Source organism: Streptomyces lomondensis (genome assembly GCF_014651035.1).
Classification (GTDB): domain Bacteria; phylum Actinomycetota; class Actinomycetes; order Streptomycetales; family Streptomycetaceae; genus Streptomyces; species Streptomyces lomondensis.
In genome coordinates this window covers 1-20620 of the sequence record NZ_BMWC01000023.1, presented here as the reverse complement: position 1 = coordinate 20620, position 20620 = coordinate 1, and the positions used below count along the sequence as shown (strand labels likewise).

Genomic DNA, 20620 nt, shown 5'->3' with positions numbered 1-20620 from the left:
TTCGGGGCGGGCGGAGGCGGAAACGGAGGGAACCCGGAACCCCTCAGGACGTTTCGAGCTCCTCGTCCAGCAGGTCGAAGATCTCGTCGGCCGTGGCCGATTCGAGGTCCTGGCCGCCCGGTGCCTCGGCCTCGGTTCCACCGCCGTTCCACGCGGACATGAGCCCCCGCAGCCGGTCGGTGACCACGGCCCGGTCGGCGTCGTCCGACGCGACTGCGCCCAACGCCCTTTCCAGCCGGTCGAGTTCGGCGAGGAGGGCCAGCCCCGAGGTCGCCCCGTCCTCAACGAGCTCGTCCCGCAGGTGGGCTGCCAGCGCCTCCGGGGACGGGTGGTCGAAGACCAGCGTCGAGGGGAGCCGCAGGCCGGTCTCGGCGTTGAGCCGGTTGCGCAGCTCCACCGCCGTGAGCGAGTCGAAGCCGATCTCGAGGAAACCGCGGGTGACTTCCACGGCCGCGGGAGAGCCGTGCCCGAGCACGTCGGCTATGGCGGTGCGCAGGATGTCGAGCAGGATCCTGTCCCGTTCCGCGGCGTCCGCGGCGGCCAGGCGCTGCTTGAGGTCCGCGGCCGACGCGCCCGTCGGACCGCTCTTGCCCGCCGCCGCCGGCCGGACCGGCCCGCGGATCAGCCCCCGCAGCAGCGGCGGGATCGCGTCGGGACGCACCTGCGGGGAGCCCGCGGTGAGCCGCGTCGGCATGAGCACCGCGTGCCCCGCCGCCCGGCCCGTGTCGAACAGCTCGATGCCCTGTTCCTGTGTGAGGGGCGCGAGCCCCGAGCGGGCCATGCGGGCGATGTCGGCCTCGTCCATCCGGCCCGCCATGCCGCTCTCCGCCCAGGGGCCCCAGGCGAGGGAGACGGCGGGGAGGCCCTGGGCGCTCCGGTGCTGGGCCAGCCCGTCGAGGAAGGCGTTGGCGGCCGCGTAGTTGGCCTGTCCCGGGCCGCCGAAGGTGCCGGCGGCCGAGGAGAACAGTACGAACTCGCGTAGCGCGAGTTCCTTGGTCAGCTCGTGCAGGTGCCAGGCCGCGTCGACCTTGGGACGGAGCACGTCCGCGAGCCGCTGCGGGGTCAGGGACGCGAGGACGCCGTCGTCCACGATGCCCGCGGCGTGCACCACCGTCGTCAGCGGGTGCGCCGCGGGGATCTCCGCGAGCACCGCGGCGAGCGCGGAACGGTCCGACGTGTCGCAGGCGGCGAAGGTGACCTCCGCACCCGACTCGGCCAGCTCCTCGGCGAGTTGCGCCGCGTTCGGCGCGTCGCCGCCGCGGCGGCTGACCAGCAGCAGGTGGCGCGCGCCTCGCTCGGCGAGGCGGCGGGCCACCAGACCGCCGAGGAAACCGCTGGCGCCGGTGATCAGCACGGTGCCCGGCTGATCGACGGTGCCTCCCTGGCCGGTGTCCAGCCGGTCCGCGTCGTCCCGGTCTGCGTCTTCCCGGTCGGCGGCGTCGGGGTCGGCCACCGACTCGGCGTCCGGCTCGGCGACCGCGACCCGGTCCAGGCGCGGGGCGAGTATCTCGCCTGCGCGGACGGCGAGTTGCGGCTCACCGCAGGCGACGGCCGTCACGAGGCTCTGCGCGGACACGTCCGCGTCGTCGATGTCGACGAGCACGAACCTGCCCGGGGCCTCGGACTGCGCGGAGCGCAGCAGCCCCCACACGGCCGCCTGCGCCAGATCGGTCACGTCCTCGCCGGCGACCGCCACCGCGCCCCGCGTCGCGACGACCATCAGGACGTCGGTGAACCGCTCGTCGGCCAGCCATGCCTGGACGGTTTCCAAGGCCTCGGCCGTACGTTCATGAACGGCCTCGGAGGCCGCCGAGTCCGTGGCGGACGGGGCGAAGGCGAGCAGGACGGCGGGCGGCGGAGTGGGCGCGGCAGCCAGGTCGTCGAGGCCGGCGAAGGCGTCGACGCCGACACCGGATGCCGCGAGACCGAGGTGGTCCGCGCCGAGCACGGCCCAACGGGCGTCGGGGAAGGTGCGGTCGACGGCGGCGGGTGACCAGCCGAGGCGGAACAGCGAGTCGTGGTGCGTGGACTGCCGCGCCCCGTCGAGCTGTGCCGATGTGACGGTGCGCAGCACCAGAGACTCGATGACCGCGACGGGCGTGCCCTTCGGGTCCGCGAGGGTCAGCGAGACCCCCTCCGGGCCCTTGGCACTCGTGGTGCCGTTGGTACCCGTCGAGTCCTGGGAGTCCTTGGGGGTGATCCGCACGCGCAGGGCGTCGGCGCCCGCCGCGTACAGTGTCACGCCGTTCCAGGCGAACGGCAGACGGTTGCGGCCCCCGCCGTCGCCGTCGGCGTCGTGCGACGTGCTCAAGCCCATCGCGTGGAGCGCCGAGTCGAGGAGCGCGGGGTGCAGTCCGAACCGTGCCGCCGCGGTCTCCGTGCCGTCGGGCAGGGCGACTTCGGCGAAGACCTCCTCGCCGAGCCGCCATGCCCCGCGCAGGCCCTGGAACACCGGGCCGTAGCCGTAGCCGATGGCCGTGAGGTAGTCGTAGAGCCCGTCGACGGGCACTTCGGTGGCGCCTTCCGGCGGCCAGACCGTGAGGTCGCCCGCGGCCGGCCGGTCGCCGCCCGACGTGAGGGTGCCGCTCGCGTGGCGCGTCCAGGCCGCCCCCGCTCGGCCGAGGTCGCGGGAGTGGATCTCCACGGCCCGGCGGCCTGCCTCGTCGGCGGGCCCCACCCACAGCTGGAGGCCGACGGCCCCTTCGGGGGACAAGATGAGCGGTGCCTCGATGGTCAGCTCTTCGAGGTGGTCGCAGCCCACGTCGTCACCGGCCTTGACGGCCAGTTCGACGAACGCGGTGCCGGGCATCAGCACCGTGCCCATCACCGTGTGGTCGGCGAGCCAGGGGTGGCTGTCCAGCGACAGCCGGCCGGTGAAGACGTGCTCGTCGGAGTGGCCGAGCTCGACCGCGGCACCCAGCAGCGGGTGATCGGCCGTCCCGAGCCCCGCTGCCCGGACGTCGCCCGCCGCCGCACCGCCTTCGAGCCAGTAGTGACCGTGCTGGAAGGCGTAGGTGGGCAGGTCGACGCGGCGGGCACCGGCGCCGGCTTCGGAGAAGTACGCCGACCAGTCGACCGCCTTGCCGCGTACGTGGAGTTCGGCGAGGGCGGTGAGGAGTGCGTCGGGCTCGTCGCGGTTCTTGCGGAGGGCGGGTACGAAGGTGCTCTCGGCGGAGCCGGAGGTGACGCAGTCCTGCGCCATGGCGGAGAGCACGCCGTCCGGGCCCAGCTCCAGGAACGCGGTCACACCCGCGGCCTCCAGGGTGCGGATGCCGTCCAGGAAACGGACCGCCTCGCGGACGTGGCGGACCCAGTACTCCGGGTTCTGAACCTCCTCGGCCGAGAGGACCTCGCCCGTCACGTCGCACACGATGGCCAACTGCGGCGCATTGAAGGTCAGCCCCTGCGCGACCTTGCGGAAGTCGTCGAGCATCGCGTCCATACGCGGCGAGTGGAAGGCGTGGCTGACCCGCAGCCGCTTGGTCTTACGACCCTCGCCCTCGAAGTGCGCGGCAATAGCGAGCACCGCGTCCTCGTCGCCCGAGATGACCGTCGCGCGCGGGCCGTTGAGCGCGGCGATGGACACGCCGTCCGTCAGCAGCGGCAGCACCTCGTCCTCCGCCGCCTGCAACGACACCATCTCACCGTCCGTCGGGAGCGCCTGCATCAGACGACCCCGGGCCGCCACCAGCGCGGCAGCGTCTTCCAGCGACAGCACCCCAGCCACGTACGCAGCCGACAACTCACCGATCGAGTGCCCGAGCAGGAAGTCCGGCTTCACACCCCACGACGTCACCAGCTCGAACAGCGCCACTTCCAGCGCGAACAGCCCGGCCTGCGTGAACTGCGTCTGATCCAGCAGCTCACCACCGTCGAAAACCACCTCGCGAAGAGGCCGGTCCAGATACCGATCCAACTCCGCGCACACCGCATCGAACGCATCCGCGAACACTGGATAGGCCTCGTACAACTCCCGGCCCATGCCCGCCCGTTGCGAACCTTGCCCCGAGAACAACACGCCTACCCGGCCGCGCGCTCCCGCTTCCCGTACCAGTCCTGCGGCGGTGCCCTGCTCGGCGAGGGCGACGAGCCCGTCGAGGAAGGCGTCGCGGTCGGTCGCGACCACCACGGCGCGGTGTTCGTGGACGGATCGGGTGGTGGCCAGCGAGTACGCGACGTCCAGCGAATCGAGGCCGGGGTCGGCGACGACCGTCGTGCGCAAGCGCTCCGCCTGGTCGCGCAGCGCTTCCTCGTCCCGTGCGGACAGCACCCACGGCAGTGCCGCGGGCCCGCTCTGCGTTCGGGGCGCGGGCGGTGCGACGGCGGCGGGGGCGTGCTCCGGAGCTTGTTCCAGGATGACGTGGGCGTTCGTGCCGCTCACGCCGAACGAGGAGATGCCGCATCTGCGGGGGTGGCCGGTTTCCGGCCAGTCCCGCCGCTCGGTCAGGAGTTCAACGGCGCCTTCCGTCCAGTCCACGTGGGTGGAAGGCTCGTCCACGTGCAGGGTCCTCGGGAGCACTCCGTGCCCGAGCGCCATGACCATCTTAATGATTCCGGCGACGCCCGCGGCGGCCTGGGTGTGGCCGATGTTCGACTTCAACGAGCCGAGCAGCAACGGCAGTCGGCCGTCCCGGTCCCTGCCGTACGTCGTGAGGACGGCCTGCGCCTCGATGGGGTCGCCCAGCGTGGTGCCGGTGCCGTGCGCCTCGACCGCGTCCACCTGGTCGGCGGTGAGGCCCGCGTTGACCAGGGCCTGGCGGATGACGCGCTGCTGCGAGGGTCCGTTGGGGGCGCTGATGCCGTTGCTGGCGCCGTCCTGGTTGATGGCGCTGCCTCTGACGACGGCCAGCACCCGGTGGCCGTTGCGCTCGGCGTCGGACAGCCGCTCCAGGAGCAGTACGCCGACGCCCTCGCCCCAGCCGGTGCCGTCGGCGGCTTCCGCGAACGCCTTGCAACGGCCGTCGGACGACAGGCCGCCCTGGCGGCTGAACTCGGCGAAGACCGCCGGCGTCGCCATGATCGCGGCGCCGCCGGCCAGCGCCATGGAGCACTCGCCCTGGCGCAGGGCCTGCGCGGCCAGGTGCAGGGCGACCAGCGACGACGAGCACGCGGTGTCGATGGTGACGGCCGGCCCTTCGAGGCCGAGCGCGTAGGCGATGCGGCCGGAGATCACGGCGGTGGCCGTGCCGGTGAGGAGGTAGCCCTCGACGCCCTCCGGCGGCTGGTGGACGTCGCTGGCGTACCCCTGCGACGAGGCGCCGATGAAGACACCCGTGCTGCTGCCGCGCACGGCCGCGGGGACGATCCCGGAGCGCTCGAAGGCCTCCCAGGAGGTCTCGAGGAGGAGCCGCTGCTGCGGGTCCATCGCCAGCGCCTCACGCGGGCTGATCCCGAAGAACCCCGCGTCGAAGGCGGCCGCACCGTTGAGGAAGCCGCCCATCGGCGTGAAGCCGGGGCCGCTGCCGTCGTCGGCGAAGGCACGCTCCCAGCCGCGGTCGGCGGGGAACCCGGAGATGGCGTCGGTGCCGGTGGCGGCGAGGTCCCACAGCTGTTCCGGCGTGCGTACGTCACCCGGGAAGCGGCAGCCCATGCCGACGATGACGATCGGGTCGTCGTCGGCGGCGGCGCCGGCCGGGGCGGTCACGGCGGTGTCGTCCCCGTGCCCGAGGGACTCGGCGAGCAGGTGTTCGGCCAGGACGGTGGCGGTCGGGTAGTCGAAGACCAGGGTCGTGGAGAGCCGCAGGCCGGTGGCGGCCTTCAGGCGGTTACGCACCTCCACGGCGGTCAGGGAGTCGAAGCCGAGCTCGCGGAAGGCCCGGTTCGCCTCCAGGGTCGCGGCGTCGGCCAGGCCGAGCACGGCAGCGGCCTCGGTGCGTACGAGGTCGAGGACCGCGGCGGGACGCTCGTTCTCCGGCAGTTCGGCGAGGCTGCGCTGGAACGCGGAGAGGTCGCCCGTCTCGGCGGCTTCGACGGCCGCCGCGTCGTCGAGGATCCGGCGCACTTCCGGCAGGTCCGCGAGGAGCGGGCTGGGCCGGGCCACGGTGAACGTCGGCACGAACCGCTCCCAGCGTACGTCCGCGACCGTCAGCATGGTCTCGTCGTGCCCCACCGCGTCCTGCATCGCGTCGATGGCGAGCTCGGGGTCCATCACGGGCAGTCCGCGTCTGCTCAGGATCTCCTCGGCCGACCCCTTGGCCATGCCGGCGCCGCCCCACGCGCCCCAGGACATCGCGGTGGCGGCCAGGCCGACGGCGCGGCGCTGCTGCGCGAGCGCGTCGAGGTAGGCGTTGGCCGCGCCGTAGGCTCCCTGGCCACCGCTGCCCCAGATGCCGGAGATCGACGAGAACAGGATGAAGGCGTCCAACTGCTCGTCGCCGAAGACCTCGTGGAGGTGGGCGGCACCAAGGACCTTCGCCCGGAGGACATCGGCGTACTCCGCGCGGCTCGTCTCGTCGATCACGCTGAGCTGGCCGACACCGGCGGCGTGCACGACCGCCGTGATGCGGTCGCCCGCGTCGCGCAGCCCCTGGACCGTCGCGGCCAGTACGTCGCGGTCCGCCACGTCGCACGCGGCGAGGGTGACCCTGGCACCGAGTGCGGTCAGCCGCTCCTCCAGTTCCCGCGCGCCGGGGGCGTGGGCGCCCCTGCGGCTGGTGAGCACGACGTGCTCGGCGCCCTGGTCGACCAGGCGGTGTGCGATGAACGATCCCAGGGCGCCGGTGCCGCCGGTGATCAGTACGGTGCCGCGCGGCGTCCACCGGGCCCCGGTGGAGCCCTGGCCGGACCTGGCACGCTGGAGGCGGCGCCCGAAGACGCCGGACGCGCGCACCGCGACCTGGTCCTCGGCGTCCTCGCCGCCGCTGAGCACGCCGCAGATCCGGGTCCACGCGCGGTCGTCGAGGATCTCGGGCAGGTCGATCAATCCGCCCCAGCGCTCCGGGTGTTCGAGGGCGACGACACGGCCGAAGCCCCAGTTCATGGCCTGCTCCGTGCGGACAGGACCGTCCGAGCGGCCCACCGAGACCGCGCTCCGGGTCAGGCACCACAGCGGGGCCGGGCGTCCCGCGTCGCCCAGGGCCTTGACCAGCTCGACATTGGCCGCGAGGCCCGCCGGCATCACCGGATGCTCCGGGTCCGGTCCCTGGAGCAGCGCCAGCAGAGAAACGACTCCGGCCGGCTCCGGCTCGTCGGCCAGCCGGGCGGCGAGGATCCCGCGGTCCGCCTCTGTGCCGGAGACGGTGAACACCGAGACGTCGGCGCCGTGCCGCGTCAGCCCGCGCACGGTCTCGCGCACCGTCTCGTGGTCGGCCTCGGCGGCGGGGACGACGAGCAGCCAACTGCCGGACAGGACAGGCGCGGCCGCCGTGACGGGCTTCCACGTCACGCGGTAGCGCCACGCGTCGAGCGTCGACTCGTCCCGCCGCTGCCGTCGCCACGACGACAGCACCGGGAGCACTTCGCCGAGCGAGTCCCGGGTGGCACCGCCGAGTTCGAGGGTCTCGGCAAGCGCTTCCAGATCGCCGCGCTCCACCACGTCCCAGAACTCGGCGTCCACGGGGTCCGCCGTCCCCGCCACGGAGACCTCTCGGGCCTCCGGCCAGAACTGCTGGTGCTGGAAGGGGTAGGTGGGCAGGTCCACGTGGGTCGTGGGCTGTCCGGCGAAGACGGCCTGCCAGTCCAGTCCGACGCCGTGGACGTGAGCCTCGGCCAGCGAGGTCATGAAGCGATGTGCCTCGTCCTCGTCGCGCCGCAGAGTACCCAACGCCACTGCCTCGCTGCCGGCCGCGTCGAAGGTCTCCTGCAAGCCGAGGTTGAGCACAGGGTGCGGGCTCACCTCGATGAACACGCCAAGACCGTCCCCGGCCGCCGCGCGCACCGCCTGCTCGAACTCCACCGTGGAACGCAGATTGCGGTACCAGTAACCGGCATCCAGGCCGGTCGTGTCGTCCAGCAGAGTGCCGGTGAGTGTGGAGTAGAACGGCACCTGGCCGGACGTCGGCGTCACACCCGCGAGGAGGTCGGCCAACTCCGCCTCGATCAGCTCCACCTGGGCCGAGTGCGAGGCATAGTCCACGGCGATCTTCTTCGCCCGGATGTCCTGCTCGGTGCAGGAGGCCACCAGCTCCTCCAGCGCCTCCGGCTCACCGGACACCACCACCGAGGACGGCCCGTTCACCGCAGCCACCGAGATACGACCCTCCCAGGCCGCCAGACGCTCACGCACCTCCGCCACCGGCAACGACACCGAGACCATGCCACCGCCACCCGACAGGGCCAGCAGGGCACGCGACCTGAGCGCCACCACCCGCGCACCGTCCTCCAGCGACAGACCACCCGCGACCACCGCCGCCGCTATCTCCCCCTGGGAGTGACCGATCACTGCCGCGGGCTCCACGCCACATGCTCGCCACAGCTCCGCAAGCGACACCATCACGGCCCACAGGACGGGCTGGACCACATCCACCCGGTCGAAGCCGGGCGCACCCGGCTCACCACGTACGACGTCCAGCAGACGCCAGTCGGTGAACGGCTCCAGAGCCGCCGCACACTCCGCCATCCGCCCCGCGAACGCCGGCGACGACTCCAGCAGCCCGGCCGCCATGCCCTGCCACTGCGCCCCCTGACCGGGGAACACGAACACCGGACGAGCCGAGGAACCCGCCACGCCCCGCATCACACTCGCGGCAGAGCCGCCCAGCGCGACTGTTTCCAGACCCGACCGCAGCTCCTCCAGCTCACTCGCCAGCACCACCGCGCGGTGCTCGAAACGTGACCGGCCCAGCGCCAACGCCCGCCCCACAGCAGGCAGTTCCCGCAGCACGCCACCGTCCTCGACGGCCAGCCGCAACCGGTCCGCCTGCGCCCGCAGAGCGTCCTCCGACTTGCCCGACAGCAGGAACGGCACACCCGCACCCACGATGGGAACGGACCCACCGGACGTTTCCGCCGCTACGGGCTCCGCCTCCGGCGCCTGCTCCACGATCACATGCGCGTTCGTGCCGCTCATGCCGAACGACGAGACGCCCGCGCGGCGCGGCTCGCCCGTCTCCGGCCAGGCACGCTGCTCGGTGACCAGCTCCACCGCACCGGCGGACCAGTCGACGTGGGAGGACGGCTCGTCCACGTGCAGGGTCCCGGGCAGCACTCCGTGGCGTACCGCCTGAACCATTTTGATCACACCGGCGACGCCCGCGGCGGCCTGGGTGTGACCGATGTTCGACTTCAACGCGCCCAGGAGCAGGGGCCGTTCGGCGGGCCTGCCCTGGCCGTACGTGGCCATGAGGGCCTCGGCCTCGATGGGGTCGCCGAGACGTGTGCCCGTGCCGTGTGCCTCCACCGCGTCGACGTCCTGGGCCGAGAGGCGGGCGTTGGCGAGGGCTTGCAGGATGACGCGCTGCTGGGAGGGGCCGTTGGGGGCGGTCAGGCCGTTGGACGCGCCGTCCTGGTTCACCGCGGAGCCACGTACGACCGCGAGGACTTCGCGGCCGTTGCGGCGGGCGTCGGAGAGGCGCTCCAGGAGCAGCACGCCCACGCCCTCGGACCAGGACGTGCCGTCGGCCGTCGAGGCGAACGACTTGCAGCGGCCGTCGGCGGCGAGCCCGCCCTGGTCGCTGAAGCCGTAGAACGCCGCGGGGGTGGACATGACGGTCGCGCCGCCGGCGAGCGCCAGGGAGCACTCGCCGGACCGCAGGGCCTGCACGGCGAGATGCAGCGTCACAAGAGAGGTGGAGCAGGCCGTGTCGACCGTCACGGCGGGCCCTTCGAGGCCGAGCGTGTAGGCGATGCGGCCGGAGACGACGCTCGCGGACGTGCCGGTCAGGACATAGCCGCCGGTGCCTTCCGGGGGCGGCTGGAGCAGCGTCGAGTAGTCCTGTCCCGTTGTGCCGGCGAAGACGCCGGTGCGGCTGCCCTTCAGCGTGTCGACCGTGATCCCGGCGCGCTCGAAGGCCTCCCAGGACGTTTCGAGCAGCAGGCGCTGCTGCGGGTCCATCGCCAGCGCCTCGCGCGGCGAGATCCCGAAGAACGCCGGGTCGAAGCCGCCGACGCCGTCGAGGAAGCCGCCCTCCATGGCGAACGCGGGGCCCGCGGAGTCAGTGGCGTCGCCGAGGCTCTCCCAGCCTCGGTCGAGCGGGAACGACGAGATGGCGTCGACGCCCGAAGTGGTCAGCTGCCAGAGGTCTTCGGGGCTGCGCACGCCGCCCGGGTAGCGGCAGCTCATGCCGACGATCGCGATGGGCTCGAGGTCGGCCGCCTCGAGCTCCGCCAGACGCTGACGGGTCTGGTGCAGATCCGCGGTGACCCACTTGAGGTAATCCCGCAGCGTCTCTTCGTTCGCCATTCAATCCCACCCTGAGCAGACAGCACTTAATAGCGATGGAGGACCGGGAACCGGGTGGAAAGTCGTTCGACGTCCCCACTAGTGGGGGAGTAATTCCTCGGCATGAATTGGCCGAGGCCACACAACCCTTAACCCATAGCCTTCACATTGCGCACCCTCGAAGGCCGACACGCTCCTGTAATCGCATCGGCATTCCAGCAGATCAACTCGCAATGCGAAGCTATTCGACCCCCCTTGGCCGCACAACCCCTATGGGTTCGGCCCGTCCCCCTAGCCAACCGCCCCTGTCGGCCCAGGGGTCGGCGGTCGGCGCGGCGCCCGGGAGCCGGACCACGCCGCCCGTTCTGGCTGTTCCGGGTCACGGGTCCGCAGGGGGCGGGAGCGCGGCGGCGGTCCGCTCGGCAGCCGCCGCGTGGCCGGCCGCCCCGCCCCGCCGGTGGGCGGGGCGGGTGCGGAGCCGTCAATTCGAGCGACCGAGCTCCTGGTTGATGAAATCGAAGATCTCATCGTCCGATGCCGATTCCAGCTTCTGGCTCACATCGGCCGGTTCGCTCTCGGCACGCCCGTCCGACCACTTGGCGAGGAATGCCTGGAGTCGCATCGTGACCCTTGTCCGCGTCAGGTTGTCGGGCTCCTTTCCTGACATGGCGGCCTCCAGCTTGTCCAGTTCCGCGAGGAGCGATGCGCCCGAAGCGTCCGACGCCTCCGAGTCGAATCGGAGTTCCGTGTGCAGGAACGCGGCCGCCGCTGCCGCCGTCGGACGGTCGAAGGCCAGGCCTGCCGGCAGCCGGAGCCCGGTGGCCCGCGTCAGCCGGTTGCGGAGTTCCACGGCCGTCAGGGAGTCGAATCCGAGCTCCCGGAAGACCCGGTCGGCTCCGATCTCGTCCACCGGGTGGCCGAGGACCGCCGCCGCGTGGGTGCTCACCAGCCGCACCAGTTCGGCCTCCCGCTCCCGCTCGGACAGGGCCTCGAGTCGTCGGCGCAGCTCGTCGACGGCGTCGTCGTCGACGTCCGCCGGCTCGGCGCCGCCCGCCAGGACGTCCGCGGCCTCGGGGACTTCCGCCAGGAGCGTGCTGGGCCGCAGAGCCGTGAACGACGGAGCGAACCGCGCCCAGTCCACGTCGGCGACGGTGAGCAGCGGGTCGGTATCGGCGACCGCCTGGCGCAGCGCGGCGAGGGCCAGCTCCGGCGCCATCGGGGGCAGGCCCCGCCTGCGCAGCAGCTCCGCCTCCTCGGCCTGCCCGGCTTCGCTGTCCCGCACGGTGCCTTCCGCTGTGTCGCCGTCGGCCCACGGGCCCCAGGCCACCGATGTCGCGGTGAGGCCGCGCGCCCGGCGGTTCAGCGCCAGTGCGTCCAGGTAGGCGCCGGCCGCCGCGTACACGCCCTGGCCGCCACCGCCCCAGACACCGGCGATGGTGGAGAACAGGACGAAGGCGTCCAGTTCCGTGTCGGCGAGGACTGCGTCGAGATGGGCCGCGCCGACCACCTTGGCGGCCAGCCGTGCGTCGGCCTCGTCCATGCGGATGGTGTCGAGCGGGGCGAGGTGGTTGCCTCCGACGGTGTGCAGCACCGCCCGCACGGGGCCGCCCTCGTCGGCGAGCCGCCGGACCAGCGCGTCGAGCGCGGCGCGGTCGGTCACGTCGCAGGGCGCGACGACCGCGCGCTCGCCGAGCGCCGTCACCGCCGCCTCGGTCGGTTCCTGTCCTTCGGGCGTCATCAGGACCACCCGGTCGACTGCGGTGCCGGCCAGCCAGTGCGCGACGTACGAGCCGAACGGCGTCGTGGCGTCGGTGACGAGCACCGTGCCGCGCGGGGCCCACTCGCCGCCCGTGGTGTTCGCCGACGCCCGCAGGAGCCGGGGCACGAACACTCCGGCGGGGCGCACCGCGGCCTGGTCCTCTCCGCTGCCGCCGCCGATGAGGGCGAGGACTCGGTCCACCGCCCGCTCGTCCGGCGTCGCGGGCAGGTCGATCAACCCGCCCCAGCTCTGCGGCTGTTCCAGACCCGCGACCCGGCCGAGGCCCCACAGCTGGGCCTGTGCCGGTTCCGGCGCCGCGTCCGAGCGGCCCGTGGTCACGGCTCCACGGGTCAGGCACCACAGGGGCGCCCGTACACCCGCATCGCCCAGTGCCTGCACCAGGTCCAGGGTGGCCGCCATGGGTTCCTGGCCGAGGGCCAGCAGGGAGACGACGCCCGCAATGCCCTCGGGGCCCGCGGCCTCGCCGGCTCCGGCCAGCTGCTCGGCCAGTCCGGCCCGGTCACGCGTGCCCGGGTCCACGGACAGGCGGGTGGCGACGGCGCCGTGCGCCTCGATCCCGGCGACGACCGGGTGGCCGAGGTGCTCGTCGGCCGCCACGACCAGCCAGGTGCCGGACAGCGGCGCTCCGGTGTCGTCCGCGACCGCCTTCCACGCGACCCGGTAGCGCCAGGCGTCGACCGTGGACTGCTCGCGGGACTGGCGGCGCCACGACGACAGCAGTGGCAGCACCTCGCCCAGCGGCTGGTCCGCGGTGAGTCCGGCGCCGTCGACGAGGCCTGACAGGTCCTCCTGCTCCACCGCGGCCCAGAACCGTGCGTCCATGGAGGACACGGCATCCGTCTCCGGGGCGGCGGGACCGCCCGGCTTCGGCCAGTAGCGCTGCCGCTGGAAGGCGTAGGTGGGCAGGTCGACCCGGCGGGCGCCGGTGCCGGCGTGGTACGCCGTCCAGTCGACTGCCGTGCCGCGTACGTGGAGCTCTGAGAGGGCGGTGAGGAGCGCGTCCGGCTCGTCGCGGTTCTTGCGGAGGACGGGTACGAAGGTGATCTCGCCGGAGTCGGAGGCGACGCAGTCCTGCGCCATCGCGGACAGCACACCGTCCGGGCCCAGCTCCAGGAACGTCGTCACACCTTCCGTCTCCAGGGTGCGGATGCCGTCCAGGAAACGGACCGCTTCGCGGACGTGGCGGACCCAGTACTCCGGGTCCTGGATCTCCTCCGCCGACAGGACCTCGCCCGTCACGTCCGAGACGATGGCCAACTGGGGGGCGTTGAAGGTCAGCCCCTCCGCGACCTTGCGGAAGTCGTCGAGCATCGCGTCCATGCGCGGGGAGTGGAATGCATGGCTCACCCGCAGTCGCTTGGTCTTACGGCCCTCACCCTCGAAGTGCGCGGCGATCCGCAAGACCTCCGCCTCATCACCCGAAACCACCGTGGACTGCGGGCCGTTGAGCGCGGCGATGGACACGTCGTCCGTCAGCAGCGGCAGGACCTCGCTCTCCGCGGCCTGGAGGGACACCATCGCCCCGTCCGTCGGGAGTGCCTGCATCAGACGACCTCGGGCGGCCACGAGAGCGGCAGCGTCTTCGAGGGACAGCACCCCGGCGACGTACGCGGCCGACAGCTCACCGATGGAATGCCCGAGCAGGTAGTCGGGCCGCACGCCCCATGCCTCCACGAGACGGAAGAGCGCGACTTCGAGCGCGAACAGACCCGCCTGCGTGAACCGTGTCTGATCCAGCAGCTCGCCACCCTCGAAGACGACCTCGCGCAGCGGCCGGTCCAAGTGCCGGTCCAGCTCCGCGCAGACCGCGTCGAACGCATCCGCGAAGACGGGATAGATCTCGTACAACTCCCGGCCCATACCGGCCCGTTGCGACCCCTGGCCCGAGAACAGCACCGCGAGCTGTCCGGACGTGACCGAGTCCACGATCACGTTCGGGTCCGTGCCGTCCTCGGCCAGTGCCTCGACGCCGCGCAGCAGTGCGTCCCTGTCCTTCCCGACGACGACGGCCCGGTGGGCCAGCGCGGCACGGCTCGTGGCGAGCGAGAACGCCACGTCCGACACGTCGAGTCCGGGCCGGCGCAGCAGGTGCGACCGCAGGAGGCCGGCCTGCGCCGCGAGGGCGCGTGCCGACTTCGCGGACAGCATCCACGGCAGGACCGGGGACGACGAGGCGGTCGGGGGGACCGGCCGCGGCTCCGCGTCGACCTCGGGCGCGGGAGCCTGCTCGATGATCGTGTGGGCGTTGGTGCCGCTGATGCCGAACGACGACACCGCCGCGCGCCGCGGTCCGCCCGTCTCCGGCCACGCCACCCGCTCCCTCAGGAGCTCGACGGCCCCCGCCGACCAGTCCACCTGCGTGGACGGCTCGTCGACGTGCAAGGTCTGCGGCAGCACGCCGTGGCGCATCGCCATGACCATCTTGATGACACCGGCGACACCGGCCGCGGCCTGCGTGTGACCGATGTTGGACTTCACCGAGCCGAGCAGCAACGGCTGTTCCCGCGTCCGATCCCGGCCGTACGTCGCGATCAGCGCCTGGGCCTCGATGGGGTCGCCGAGCCTGGTGCCCGTACCGTGCGCCTCCACCACGTCGACCTGCGACGCCGACAGACCGGCCGAGGCGAGGGCCTGGCGGATGACGCGCTGTTGCGCGGGCCCGTTGGGGGCGGTCAGACCGTTGGACGCGCCGTCCTGGTTCACCGCGCTGCCGCGCACGACGGCGAGGACCTCGTGACCGTTGCGGCGGGCGTCCGACAGACGCTCCACCAGCAGCATGCCGACCCCCTCGCCCCAGGCCGTGCCGTCCGCCGCGTCGGCGAACGCCTTGACGCGCCCGTCCTGCGCCAGACCGCGCTGGCGCGAGAACTCGATGAACGCGCCGGGCGTCGACATCACGGTGGCACCTCCGGCCAGGGCCAGCGAGCACTCGCCCGACCGTAGCGCCTGGATCGCCAGGTGCAGCGCCACCAGGGACGACGAGCACGCCGTGTCCACAGTGATCGCGGGTCCTTCGAGGCCGAACGTGTACGAGACCCTGCCCGACACGGCGCTTGCTCCGTTGCCGGTGCCCATGTGGCCCTCGGCACTGTCGGCGGACATGAACAGCAGGGCCGAGTAGTCCTGGCCGTTGGTGCCGGTGAAGACTCCGGTCCGGCTGCCGCGCAGTGATTCCGGATCGATGCCCGCCCGCTCGAACGCCTCCCAGGAGGTCTCGAGGAGCAGCCGCTGCTGCGGGTCCATGCCGGTGGCCTCTCGCGGCGAGATCCCGAAGAAGACGGGGTCGAAGTCCCCCACGTCGCGCAGGAATCCGCCCTCGGTCACATACGAGGTGCCCGCGTGGTCGGGGTCCGGGTCGTACAGCGAATCGAGGTCCCAGCCCCGGTCCACCGGGAATCCGGTCACCCCGTCCGTGCCGGCCGCCAGCAGTTCCCACAGCTCTTCCGGCGTGCGGACACCGCCCGGGAATCGGCAGCTCATGCCCACGATCGCGATCGGGTCGTCGGGGTCGGTCACCACCGTCGCCGTCGCCGCCGTCATCGCCTCGAGGGCGCCGGCGTGCTCGGCCTCCCCGCCGAACAGCTCGGCCCGCAGGTACTCGGCCAGGACCATCGGAGTCGGGTGGTCGAACACCATGGTCGCGGGGAGCTTGAGTCCGGTCTCTTTGGCCAGGCGGTTACGGAGCTCCACCGCGGTCAGTGAGTCGAAACCGAGCTCCCGGAAGGTGCTCGCCGCGGTGACCGAGCTCGCACTGCCGTGCGCGAGGACGACCGCCGCCTGGTTCCGCACCAGTTCGAGCAGTGCCCGGGTCCGCTCCGCTGCGGTGGCCGCGGCCAGCCGGTCCCGCAGGGCCGAGGCCCCGTCGTCCGCCGCCGCGGTCTCCTCCTCCTGGAGGTCCCGCACCTCGGGCAGGCCCGTGAGCAGCGGGCTCGGGCGCAGCGCGGTGAACGCGGGCGCGAACCGCGTCCAGTCGACATCGGCCACGGTGACGTGCGTGTCGCCCTCGGCGAGCGCCTGCTGCAGGGCCGCGACGCCCCGCTCCGGAACCATGGCGGGCAGCCCCCGGCGCAACAGCTCCGCCTCGGCCTCGCCCGCCGCCATGCCGCCGTCGGCCCACGGGCCCCAGCTGATGGACGTCGCGGTCAGGCCGCGGGCCCGCCGGTCCTGGGCGAGGGCGTCGAGGTGGGCGTTGGCCGCAGCGTAGGCAGCCTGGCCTCCGCTGCCCCATACGCCGGCGATCGAGGAGAACAGGACGAATGCGTCGAGCTTGTCGTGCGGTTCGGAGGTGTCGGAGGTGGTCGAGGTGTCCGCTGTGAAGATGGCGTCGAGATTCGTCGCGCCGGTCACCTTGGCGGACAGGACGGCCGCCAAGGCGTCGTCGTCCAGTGTGTCCAGCGGGTGCGAAGCGGCCACACCGGCGGTGTGGACGACGGAGCGGACCGGCGTACCGGCCTGGCGGAGTCCTTCCACCAGCCCGGCCAGCGCTTCCCGGTCGCTCACGTCACACGCAGCGACCTCCACCGTCGCACCCAACGCCTCCAGCTCGGCCACCAACTCGACCGCACCCGGAGACTCCAGCCCACGACGGCTCGTCAACACCAACCGCTCCGCACCATGACCGGCCGCCCAACGGGCCACATGCGCACCCAGCGCACCCGTCCCGCCCGTCACCAGCACCGTGCCCCGCGGCGACCAACCACCCGTGCCCGTACGACTGCTGCCCGGCGCGTGCACCAAGCGACGCCCGTACACACCCGAGGCACGTACGGCGAGCTGATCCTCACCAGCAGAACCGGTGCCTGTGCCCATGCCCGCCAGGGCGGCGCAGACACGGCTCACCGCCCGCTCGTCCAACGTCTCGGGCAGATCGATCAACCCACCCCAACGGCCCGGGTGCTCCAGAGCGGCAACCCGACCCAGACCCCACACCTGGGCCTGCACCGCATCCACCACACCATCAGAGCGGCCCACCGAGACCGCACCCCGCGTCACGCACCACAACGGCACGGACAACTCCGCATCACCCAGCGCCTGCACCAGAGCCAAGGTGCCCGACGTCGGGTCATCCTGACCCAGGGCCAGCAGCGACACGACGCCGACGAAGTCGGCACCCTGCTCGGCGATTCGTGCGGCCAGCGCCTCACGGCTCACCTCACCGCCCTCGACCAGCCACTCCACGACCTCCGCACCACGCGCACGCATCCCCGCAACCACCGGGTGATCCACACACGCCGACGGCGACACCACCAGCCAGGCCCCTTCCAACCCGGCACGGTCGGCACCGGAGACCGGCTGCCACGTCACCTCGTAACGCCACGAGTCCACGGTCGACAAGTCGCTCGACCTGCGCCGCCAGGAAGAGAGCACGGGCAGCGCCGCGCCCAACGACTCCAGCTCGTCCGAGCCCAGAGCCGCGGCAAAGGCATCCACGTCCTCCTGCTCCACCGCGGCCCAGAACGCACCGTCCAGGTCCGACGACGGGGAAGCCGCAGCCGCCCTGGCACCGCCCATCAGCAACGTGCCGCCATTCGGCCAGAAGCGCTCGCGCTGGAAGGCGTAGGTGGGCAGTTCCACGCGACTGGCGCCGGTGCCGGCGAAGTACGCCGACCAGTCGACCGCCTTGCCGCGTACGTGGAGTTCGGCGAGGGCGGTGAGGAGTGCGTCGGGCTCGTCGCGGCTCTTGCGGAGGGCGGGTACGAAGGTGCTCTCGCCGGTGATGCAGTCCTGGGCCATGGCGGAGAGCACGCCGTCCGGGCCCAGCTCCAGGAACGCGGTCACGCCTTCCGCCTCAAGGGTGCGGATGCCGTCCAGGAAACGGACCGCTTCGCGGACGTGGCGGACCCAGTACTCCGGGTCCTGCGCCTCCTCGGCCGACAGGACCTCGCCCGTCACGACCGAGACGATGGCCAGCTGCGGGGCGTTGAAGGTCAGCCCCTGCGCGACCTCGCGGAAGTCGTCGAGCATCGCGTCCATACGCGGCGAGTGGAAGGCGTGACTGACCCGCAGCCGCTTGGTCTTGCGCCCCTCGCCCTCGAAGTGCGCGGCAATCTCAAGAACCGCGTCCTCGTCGCCGGAAATCACCGTGGAGCGCGGGCCGTTGAGCGCGGCGATGGACACGCCCTCGACCAGCAGCGGCAGCACCTCGTCCTCCGCCGCCTGCAGCGACACCATCGCACCGTCCGTCGGGAGCGCCTGCATCAGACGACCCCGCGCGGCCACCAGCGCGGCAGCGTCTTCGAGCGACAGCACGCCGGCGACGTACGCGGCCGACAGCTCACCGATCGAGTGACCCAGCAGATAGTCCGGCTTCACACCCCACGACGTCACCAGCTCAAACAGCGCCACTTCCAGCGCGAACAGCCCGGCCTGCGTGAACTGCGTCTGGTCCAGCAGCTCACCACCCTCGAAGACGACCTCGCGAAGAGGCTGGTCCAGATGACGGTCCAGCTCCGCGCACACCTGGTCGAACGCCTCCGCGAACACCGGGAAAGCCGCGTGCAGTTCACGCCCCATACCGGCCCGCTGCGAGCCCTGGCCCGAGAACAGCACGCCCGTCCTGCCGGGCGACACCGAACCCTCAACGACCCGCTCACCGATCAGCACCGCCCGGTGCTCCAGCACCGCACGCGACGTCACCAGTGAGAAACCCACATCCACCGGCGACAGCTCAGGGCGCTCGGCGACAAACGACCGCAGCCGCTCCACCTGCCCCGACAGCCCCGCCTCAGACTTCGCCGACACCACCCAGGGCACCACCGGCAACGTCACCGGAGGCACAACCGCTTCCGGCTCCTCGACCTCCGGAGCCTGCTCCACGATCACATGCGCGTTCGTGCCGCTGATACCAAAGGACGAGACACCCGCGCGGCGCGGCTGACCCGTCTCCGGCCAGGCACGCTGCTCGGTGACCAGCTCCACCGATCCCGCCGACCAGTCCACCTGCGGCGTCGGCTCGTCCACATGCAGGGTCTCGGGCACCAGCCCGTGCCGCATCGCCTGCACCATCTTGATCACACCCGCCACGCCGGCAGCCGCCTGCGTGTGACCGATGTTCGACTTGACCGAGCCCAGCAGCAGCGGCCGGTCCTCCGCACGCTCCTGGCCGTAGGTCGCCAGCAGCGCCTGCGCCTCGATGGGGTCGCCCAGCGTCGTACCCGTACCGTGCGCCTCCACCGCGTCCACCTGCGACGCCGACAGCCCCGCACTCGCCAACGCCGCCCGGATCACACGCTGCTGGGACGGACCGTTCGGCGCCGTCAGACCATTCGACGCGCCGTCCTGGTTCACCGCGGAGCCGCGTACGACAGCGAGGACGCGGTGGCCGTTGCGCCGCGCGTCGGAGAGCCGCTCCAGGAGCAGCATGCCGACGCCCTCGCCCCAGCCGGTGCCGTCGGCCCCGGCCGCGAACGACTTGCAGCGTCCGTCAGCGGCGAGACCACGCTGACGCGAGAACTCGATGAAGCTGCCGGGCGTGGCCATGACGCTCGCGCCGCCGGCCAGCGCCATCGAGCACTCGCCCGACCGCAGCGCCTGCGCCGCGAGGTGCAGGGCGACCAGGGACGACGAGCAGGCCGTGTCCACCGTCACCGCGGGACCCTCAAGGCCCAGCGTGTAGGAGACGCGGCCGGAGACGACACTGCCCGAGGTGCCTGTCGCGAGGTATCCCTCGACTCCTTCGGGGACGGTGGCCAGTTGCGCCACGTAGTCGTGGTACATCAGGCCGGCGAAGACGCCGGTGCTGCTGCCGCGCAGCGAGGCCGGGTCGATACCCGCGGACTCGATCGCCTCCCAGGACCCTTCGAGCAGAAGCCGCTGCTGCGGGTCCATCGCCAGCGCCTCACGCGGCGAGATCCCGAAGAAGCCGGGGTCGAACTCGGCGGCATCGTGCAGGAATCCGCCCTCGCGGGTGAACGACGTGCCCGGACGGTCCGGGTCGGGGTCGTAGAGCGCCTCCACGTCCCAGTTGCGGTCCGTGGGCAGCTCGGTGATTCCCTCGCCACCGGTGGCCACCAGGTCCCAGAGCTTGTCCGGCGATTCGGCGCCGCCGGGGAACCGGCAGCTCATACCGACGATGACGACCGGGTCGTCCGCCGTGTCGACGGCCGCGGGGGCCGACGGCACGACTGTCGCCGCCTGGTCGCCGACGATCTCGGTGCGGATGTGATCAGCCATCGCGACCGGTGTCGGATAGTCGAACACGAGGGTGGCCGGCAGGCGCAGCCCGGAGGCCGCGCTCATCCGGTTGCGGAGTTCGATGGCCGTGAGCGAGTCGAAACCCAGCTCGGTGAAAACCCGCTGGGGCTGCACGGCGTCGCCCGAGGCATGGCCGAGCACCGCGGCAGCCTCCGCACGAACGAGATCCAGCACGAGGTCACGTTGTTCGGTTTCGGGGAGTGCGAGGAGCGTACGCGCGAAGGACTCGGACTGGTCCGCACCCGACTCCGCCACCCGCCGACTCGGCATCCGCACCAACCCACGCAACAACAACGGCGTCAACTCCGGACGCGCCCGCAACGCCCCCA

At 72.4% G+C, this 20620-nt stretch carries 1 protein-coding gene and 1 pseudogene; both read right to left on the bottom strand.

What is annotated here, in order from left to right; translation table 11 throughout:
• Nucleotides 1–43: 43 nt before the first annotated feature.
• A complete protein-coding gene (locus IE255_RS37950; protein ID WP_190054994.1) occupies nucleotides 44–10339 on the bottom strand; it encodes a type I polyketide synthase in 10296 nt (3431 codons plus the stop codon).
• A gap of 460 nt (nucleotides 10340–10799) precedes the next feature.
• Nucleotides 10800–20465, bottom strand: a pseudogene (locus IE255_RS37945) (type I polyketide synthase); the annotation flags it as partial.
• Nucleotides 20466–20620 lie beyond the last annotated feature (155 nt).